This window comes from Pseudoalteromonas denitrificans DSM 6059 (genome assembly GCF_900112265.1).
In the GTDB taxonomy this organism is placed as follows: Bacteria; Pseudomonadota; Gammaproteobacteria; order Enterobacterales; family Alteromonadaceae; genus Pseudoalteromonas; species Pseudoalteromonas denitrificans.
In genome coordinates this window covers 1-7,696 of record NZ_FOLO01000001.1, presented here as the reverse complement: position 1 = coordinate 7,696, position 7,696 = coordinate 1, and the positions used below count along the sequence as shown (strand labels likewise).

General features: G+C 36.9%; 8 protein-coding genes. 1 reads left to right on the top strand and 7 read right to left on the bottom strand.

Annotation, left to right across the window (positions count from 1 at the left end):
• The 7 genes from BM088_RS00040 to BM088_RS00010 form a co-directional block, all read right to left on the bottom strand.
• Positions 1–1,199, bottom strand: a 1,199-nt coding sequence (locus tag BM088_RS00040) for a type II secretion system F family protein (protein WP_091978586.1), incomplete at its 3' end; no start/stop codon positions are given.
• Positions 1,200–2,933, bottom strand: coding sequence for a GspE/PulE family protein (locus BM088_RS00035; protein WP_281247120.1), 1,734 nt, complete (start codon positions 2,931–2,933; stop codon positions 1,200–1,202).
• A 52-nt stretch (positions 2,934–2,985) separates the two neighbouring features.
• Positions 2,986–4,092 carry a tetratricopeptide repeat protein gene (locus tag BM088_RS00030; protein ID WP_091978582.1) on the bottom strand — a complete coding sequence of 369 codons (1,107 nt, stop codon included), beginning with the start codon at positions 4,090–4,092 and terminating at the stop codon, positions 2,986–2,988.
• On the bottom strand, positions 4,089–5,015 hold the full coding sequence (locus BM088_RS00025; RefSeq protein WP_091978580.1) for an ExeA family protein: 927 nt from the start codon (positions 5,013–5,015) through the stop codon (positions 4,089–4,091). The genes BM088_RS00030 and BM088_RS00025 overlap by 4 nt, the downstream gene beginning before the upstream one ends.
• Positions 5,016–6,743, bottom strand: a complete 1,728-nt coding sequence (gene mshL, locus BM088_RS00020) for a pilus (MSHA type) biogenesis protein MshL (protein WP_091978578.1) — start codon at positions 6,741–6,743, stop codon at positions 5,016–5,018.
• Complete coding sequence (locus tag BM088_RS00015) at positions 6,727–7,092, bottom strand: hypothetical protein (protein ID WP_091978576.1); 366 nt, start codon at positions 7,090–7,092, stop codon at positions 6,727–6,729. The genes mshL and BM088_RS00015 overlap by 17 nt, the downstream gene beginning before the upstream one ends.
• Entirely contained in the window at positions 7,070–7,327 is a 258-nt protein-coding gene (locus BM088_RS00010) for a hypothetical protein (RefSeq protein ID WP_091978574.1), read from the bottom strand. The genes BM088_RS00015 and BM088_RS00010 overlap by 23 nt, the downstream gene beginning before the upstream one ends.
• 107 nt (positions 7,328–7,434) lie before the next feature.
• Between BM088_RS00010 and tnpA the strand changes: the two genes are divergently transcribed.
• Positions 7,435–7,696, top strand: a 262-nt coding sequence (tnpA, locus tag BM088_RS00005) for an IS200/IS605 family transposase (protein WP_143085016.1), incomplete at its 3' end; no start/stop codon positions are given.

Here is a 7,696-nt window from a genome sequence, read left to right as displayed (position 1 = left end):
TCCCACATAGGTGTAAAGATACCCAACGCTAAAACAAGCACCATGCCTGCAACAATTGAAATCAGTATCGGCTCTATTTTTGCAGTTAAGCTTTTTAGGTCAAAATCAACTTCGCGCTCATAAAATTCAGCCGACTCTTGTAATAAGGCATCTACTCGCCCTGTTTCTTCTCCTACCGCAACCATTTGCAATACAAGTTGCGTAAATAAGCCACTGTTGCGTGATACCCTGAGTAGGCTTTCACCTTTTTCAATACCGCGGCGCATGTCTACTACTTTGTATTCCATATACGCGTTATCTACCGCTTCCGACACTAAAGTAAGACCTGTCGTCATAGGTACACCAGAGCGTAAAATCATGGCAAAACTACGGCTATAACGCGACAATAATGAGCGTTCAATGATGCTACCTACCAAAGGAATTTTTAACTTTATACGATCCCATTTTAGCCTGCCAACTTCAGATGCAATATAGTTACGTACAATAACACCTGCCGCTGCCATACCGCCTAAAACAGCACCCCAATAGTTCACCATAAAGTCAGATGTACTAATTAATATTCGGGTCATTAAGGGTAATTCTGCATTAAACTTCTTAAACATGTCAGCAAAAGTCGGTATTACAAATATGTTTAAAATAAACATAGCTGCAACTAAAGCAAAAATAACAAAAATGGGGTATCGCATCGCTGCTTTAATTTGTTTACGGGTTTCTTGCTCTCTTTCAAAATAAGTGGCTAATTGTTCAAAGGCATCTTCAAGGCGACCTGTACTTTCACCGACCATAACAATGGAAACCATTAAGCGATTAAATACTTTTTTATGTGACGCCATCGCCGTTGATAAGTTTCGACCTTGCTCAAGCTGAGTCACTAAATCTCTTAAAGTTTCACTAAAACGTTTATGGGTTGTGGTTTCAGCTAAGCCTATGAGTGCACGTATAATAGGTATACCTGCTTTCATGAGAGAATACATTTGACGAGAAAAAATAATTAAATCTTCTAACCCAACGGGCGATGCAAATATATCATTGACATCAAAGCTTTCTGATTCAGCCTTTTTTTTAGCTTCCACAATACTCATGGGAATACAGCTTCGTTTGAATAAACTGTCAGCCGCCGCAGCCTGATTATTTGCCTCTAATGTTCCTTTTATTAGTTTACCCTGACTATCCTTAGCCTGGTAACTATAAAAGGCCATCTATAGCGTGGCCTCCAAAGCTTTCACTTCTACTTCAGGCATGTTTTCAGCCACCCTAAAGACTTCTTCTAAGCTTGTAATACCTTCAGAGGCATAACCTAGTGCCATCATAGAAAGGGGTTCAAAGTCTGGGTTTTCACGGGCAGCTTGTGCAAATGCCTGAGTATCAGACGCTCTCAATGCATCCATCATCGCTTCGTTCATTTCAAGTAATTCAAATACCCCGATTCGACCTTTAAAGCCCGTGTGATTACAGTTTGTACAGCCTTGACCATGCTGAAATTTAAGTCCTGAAGCTTGCCCTTTGCTTAAATATTTTATCCAAGACGTTTCTTGCACATCGGGTTGATAGTCTACTTTACAGTTATCACATAAACGCCTAACTAATCGTTGCGCTAAAATTGCTCTCAATGAACTGGCAACTAAATAAGAAGGTGCGCCCATATCAATTAAACGCATCGCACTGGTTACCGCATCATTGGTATGTAAAGTTGATAAAACCAAGTGACCCGTTAATGCACCACGCAGACCTATTTCTACGGTTTCTTTATCACGCATTTCCCCCACCATGATAATGTCGGGATCTTGACGTAATGTCGTACGTAATACCTTCGCAAAGTCTAACCCAATTTTGCTGTTAACTTGTACCTGATTAATTCGGCCAATGCGATACTCAACCGGATCTTCTACCGTTATAATTTTATTATCAGGTTTATTTAGCTCGCTCAGCGCACCATATAAAGTGGTGGTTTTACCAGAACCTGTTGGACCTGTTACCAAAATCATGCCATGGGGGCGTTTTAATATTTCCCGCATTCTTTTGAGCATTTTAGCTGGCATGCCCGTTTGATCTAACGTTAACAAACCTGCGGATTGATCTAATAAACGCATTACAACAGATTCACCATGTTGCACCGGCATGGTTGAAACACGTATGTCTAGACTATGGGTTTTAACTTTAATATTAAATCGACCATCTTGTGGCAAGCGCTTTTCTGAAATATCTAAACCAGCCATTAATTTAAGCCGTAATACTAAAGCTGAGGCGATAGCAACCTGATTTAATATGCTCTCATGCAATATGCCATCTATACGCTGACGAATACGTAATAAACCATCGTCAGGCTCTATATGTATATCCGATGCACGCATTTGCGCAGCATCTTCAAAAATAGATTGTAATAACTTAACAACTGTCGCATCTGAGGTATCGTCATCTAAAGCGTTAAGATCAAACTCTTCTTCGTCTTTATTTTCTTCTTGCAGTTGACTGGCAAAGTTTTCAATTTCTTGTGTTCTACGATACAAGTTATCAAAAGCAGCCATAATTTGGCTTTCTTGCACAACGGCCAATTCAATTGTTTTTGGTGCCAGCATAGGTGCAATTTGATCTAAACTGCTTAAATCAGCAGGATCACTCATACCTAATAAAACAGACTCACCCTGATCTTCTATTACTAGCGCTCGATAACGTCTTGCATATACTTCTGGTAATAACTTGGCGACATCGGCGGGAATTTGCCTTTGTGCTATATCTAAAAATGGCACATTAAGCTGTTGCGCTAAAAACCTTAATAACTGAGGTTCACTAATAACCCCTTGCTCGATTAAAGTTGCACCGAGCTTTCGACCCGAAGCTTTTTGCTCTTTCAGTGCGTTTAATAAGGCCTGTTCTTCAATGATCCCTTCATGAACCAATAAATCACCAAGGCGCATTTTGAGTCTGGGACGGATCATAATAGCAAACTCTTATTTAGTAGATCATAGTGAGATAATAAAAATAGCATTATAAAACTCCTATTTTTTCTAATCGATTTTTAGCATGGCTATTAGCATTTGGTGATAACCCACCGAGTTCTAATGCAACTAAATAAAAGCGCTTAGCATTGCTGTATTCACCTAAAGCATCATTTGATGCACCCAGCGCCAACCACCATTTCGCTTCTGCTGGTTGTAATTGCGTTAACTTGCTAAAACAATGTTTAGCAACTAAATGCTGACCTAATTGCTGTGCTGCCGTACCTTTTAATATCCAAAAATCTGTATTGGCATTAAATTCATATCGCTTAGGTAATACAGGTTCAACTGACTGATAATTATTTTGCTCTATCAATATTTTAGCTAACAAAATACGCCAACGCATTACATCAGGGTTTAAACTTAAACCATGTCTTAATATAGACTCGGCCTGTGGCTTTTGATCTCTACCATAATAAGCAGCCGCCAATAAACTCCGTGCTTCTATATGTGTTGGCATTAATACTAACGCTTTATTCAACGCACTTATCGCATCTTCAATTAAACCAAATTGAAAGGCTTCTTTACCTTGATTAAACCAGTTTTCTGCCCGTGTTTTTGTTGAAATTTGTCGCACTTTACTTGAGGTTTTAACATTTTTTGGTAGATCAGGTTTTACAATTTTACTGTTTGCATTACTGCTTTTATTGACTGGTGTTGTTTCAGTTACTTTTATCGGGTTGTCTTGAACAGGTTCATCTTGAGCAGGCTTTACAGGTACTCTTATTTGTTTTGTTTTAGCGTTTTGTGATTCTACTTTTGTGATTTCAGTTTTTAATACTTGATCACTAGGTGTCGCTGGCTCTTTATGGTTAGTGACAAAACTATTCTCTTCTATGATATCTGGATTTATAACCTGAGGTTCAGTGATTAATGGCTCTGTTTTAGCTACTTTCTGAGTCACTATTATTGTTTTTTTGGGGATCAACCAATATGCACCGATAGCGATAATTATCACAATTGTAAATATAGCCAGTCTTTGGATAATTTTGCTGTTATCTCGTACATTTTCAACTTTAACTGTAGGGTCTAAATGTAATGCACTATTTGATTCTCTTTGCTCTATGTCTTTGAGCATTTTATTAATCACACTCATAATACTTGCCTCCAAAGCCAAATAGCCGCTATAAATAACGATAAACCCGCTGTTATTGATATTAACCAATTGTAATTATTATTGGGCTTACAGTCTTCAGTATCATTTATAGCTGCTTTGACATGTTTTGCATTAAGCTTTTGTTCACCCTCACCAAATGCCTGAATTAATACCTTATGACATAATAAGTTTACTAATCTAGGAATGCCTCTACTTGCCTTGGCAATTTTTAATGCTAATTGGGTTGAAAAAAGCCTGTCGTTATTATTAGATCTGACATTATCATGTTTTGCGATTGTTAATCTGTGTTGAATATAATGCACAACCTCAGAATTATTCATAGGCCTTAATTTATATGAAAAGCTAATGCGTTGGCGTAATTGCCTTACTCTTTCATTTGCTAACTTTTCATCAAGCTCTGGCTGACCAAAAAGCACAACTTGTAATAATTTTTTACTTTCAGTTTCAAGATTGGTAAATAAACGTAGCGCTTCTAATGTATCCCAACTTAGACATTGTGCTTCATCTATAATCAAAACTACCGTATGACCATCTTGATGTAATTCTAACAATTGATGTTGAATTTTTTGAATGAGTGCTTGTTGGTCTAGTTTTTCATCTAATTTTAAACCTAACTCAGTCGCAAAAGCCCATCTGAGTTCTTCAGGGTTTAAGTAAGAGTTTGGTAAATATGCCGTTACCATGTTTTCAATATTTTTAGGTAAACTATTGAGTAGTTTACGACACAATAAAGTTTTGCCTGTGCCAACTTCACCAGTTACCTTAATAAAACCTTCCCCCATTTGAAGTGCAGTCAATAAAACCTGCATTGCTTCATTATGGGGCTCTAACGCACAAAAAAATTGTGTATTAGGCGTTAAAGAAAACGGCATTTCTTTTAAATCAAAAAAACTTAAATACATTTAGTTTGAATACCAACTTTGCAATAATTTCATAGTACGTTGTTGTTGTTTTTTCCATGAATCAACCATAACAACCGTAGGTTTTATCAAGATAATAAGCTCTTTTTTCTCTTGGCGTTTACGAATACTCTTAAATAAGTTGCCTAATACTGGTAAATCACCTAAAAATGGCGTTTTAGACTCTTCATCTGTTGTAACCGTTTGCATTAAACCACCAATTACAACTATTTCACCAGACGCAGCACGAATAATCGTATCTGCTTCTCGAATATTGCTTTGTGCTAAAGGTAAAATAAATTGTTCATTATTAAGTGTTATCGTTTTTTCTTGCTCTGCAGTTTCTGTAACTGAGGGGTGAACATGTAGAATAACGGAACCATTGGCATCAATTTGTGGTGTAACATCTAAGGCAATACCTGTAAAAAACGGCGTTAACTCAATCTCAGGGGTTGTTGTAGTTGAATTGCCCGTTACCGTGGTACTTGATACATCAGTAACAAAATACTCATCTTGCCCCACTTTAATCACTGCTTTTTGATTATTAACAGCTGTTACCCTAGGATTTGATAGCATTTGCACATCTCCTTGGGTTTCTAATAAGTTAATAACCCCAGAAAAGTCTGCATTTTTAAATACCAAACTTGCAGCCCCTCCTAAGCCCGCACTAATAGAGTTGCCTTTTATAGTTGATTTAGCAGCAATTTTACCTAAGGTCGTTAAGTCCGAACCTATGGCAGAGCCAAAACCTATGTCGGTACTGGCAACATGGCCTAATACTTCAGTCCAGTTAACCCCTTGCTGATAATCATCTTTTAAAGTAACTTCGATTACTTTTGCTTCTAAAACAACCTGACGCTGTAGGCTTTCTTCACTTTTATTTAAAAAACGTTTTAATGATGCTATTTCACTCGGCAGCGCTTTAACAGTTACTAAACCCGCTTGTGGACTGACGATGATATAACGGCCTTTCTCTTTACCAACAATCGCCTCTAATGCTGTTTTTAATCCACCCCAGAAGTCTGTTTCAGAAGCGCTTTGTATATTGGCACCATTGAGTTGTGAACCACCACCTGAGCTTCCACTCGAACCACCACTACCACTGCCACTTGAGTTACTTTGATTATTTACACTATTATTTAAATTACCTGAACTAGATGAGTTTCCAGCTCCTTGATCAAATTGGCTTACACCACCAGCGACAACACTCACACTTGAACTGCCAGAACGTGTCATCATTAAATAATTAACAGGAATAGATTCTGTACGTAGCCTTGCAGGCAATACTTGTACTACCTTACCTTCACGGAAAACATCAATTTCATACATACGTACAATAACTTTAATGACTTCATCAAGGCTAACATCTTTTAAATTGAGACTGATTTTACCCGTCACTTCCGGATGTACAGCAACACTGTATGGCGTATCATCAACTAAACCAACAAAAAAATCTCTGATCTCAACTTCATTAGCAGCCACTTCAAAGCGCTTAATATCAAGTTCTTTAGGTACCAATAAATCTGAACCAACTGATGATAATAACTCTTGTGCTAATGCTTGAGGTATAACACTTTCATCTACTGTTTTATTTTTTGTTTTAGGTGTCAGTTCATCAACAATAAAGGGCTTTATTTGTGAATCATCATTTGTTATTTCACAGGCAGATAGCAAGCTCATTGCGAGTGATAACATACTTAATTGATATATTTTTTTAACGTTTAATTTCATAAGAGTAAAGTTCTAATATACGTTGTTCTGTTCCACGAGATAAATAGACTTTTTTAGCTGTAATTTTAGCTATTTTATATTCGCCAATTTGCTCGCCCACTTTATAAAGTATTCCCGAAATAATCGCTTTATAACGGTCTTGTTTTAAAATTAATGACTGCAGTATAAATTCAGCGCTATTATTTTTTACTGAATTATCACTTACGGTACTATTTTTACTATTACTTAATTTAGGTTTTGTTGGGTCAATTAATTGCTGAGTCCTTGATTTACTTACAGCATCCGTTGCTGAAGTCAGTAGAATAATTCCAATAAAAAAAACTAAATTAAAGTGCAATAAATTTTTCATCTGCACTCACAGTTGCAATGACTAAGTTAAGCTCTGCTTTAGGGTACTCTAATACCTTATATTCGAACTGACGGATAAAAAGCTTTTCTTCGATAGCTTGAATGCCTTTTACATAATTTAATAAACTAAAATAATCTCCACTTATAGATAAAGACATTGCGTGTTCATAAAAAGCAACATCTTGCTTTTCTTGTTTTTTACCTTTGACATCATTTGAGATTACAACAGGTATCACTTCCTCTAAAGAAAAAGTATTTAACAGAGCGTAGCGAAAATCTCGGGGGCTTGCCCCCGTGCTGGATAGTGTAGACTGAGCTTGCCTCAGTCTGTAGTATCCACTACATGGAACTTCAAAGAAATTCTCATCATGTTTTTAGATTAATGTATCACTTTGTGTGGATACCTAAGTATCGACACAAAGTTTTTTCTGATCCTTATCGTGAAGCGATGAAAGTTATAATTCAAAAAATTGGTTACGATTACGACATAGATATAGTCGAATTAGAAATACCAGAAGATCATATTCATATGGTCGTAAGAAGTGAACCAAAAATGTCACCTAGTCAAATCATGCAGGTGATAAAAAGTATTTCAGCCAGAGAGT

What these genes read in the sequence shown, in the direction of transcription:
- BM088_RS00030 (WP_091978582.1), bottom strand. Translation starts at nt 4,092, where the DNA reads ATGAGTGTGATTAATAAAATGCTCAAAGACATAGAGCAAAGAGAATCA.
- BM088_RS00025 (WP_091978580.1), bottom strand. Translation starts at nt 5,015, where the DNA reads ATGTATTTAAGTTTTTTTGATTTAAAAGAAATGCCGTTTTCTTTAACG.
- mshL (WP_091978578.1), bottom strand. Translation starts at nt 6,743, where the DNA reads ATGAAATTAAACGTTAAAAAAATATATCAATTAAGTATGTTATCACTC.
- BM088_RS00015 (WP_091978576.1), bottom strand. Translation starts at nt 7,092, where the DNA reads ATGAAAAATTTATTGCACTTTAATTTAGTTTTTTTTATTGGAATTATT.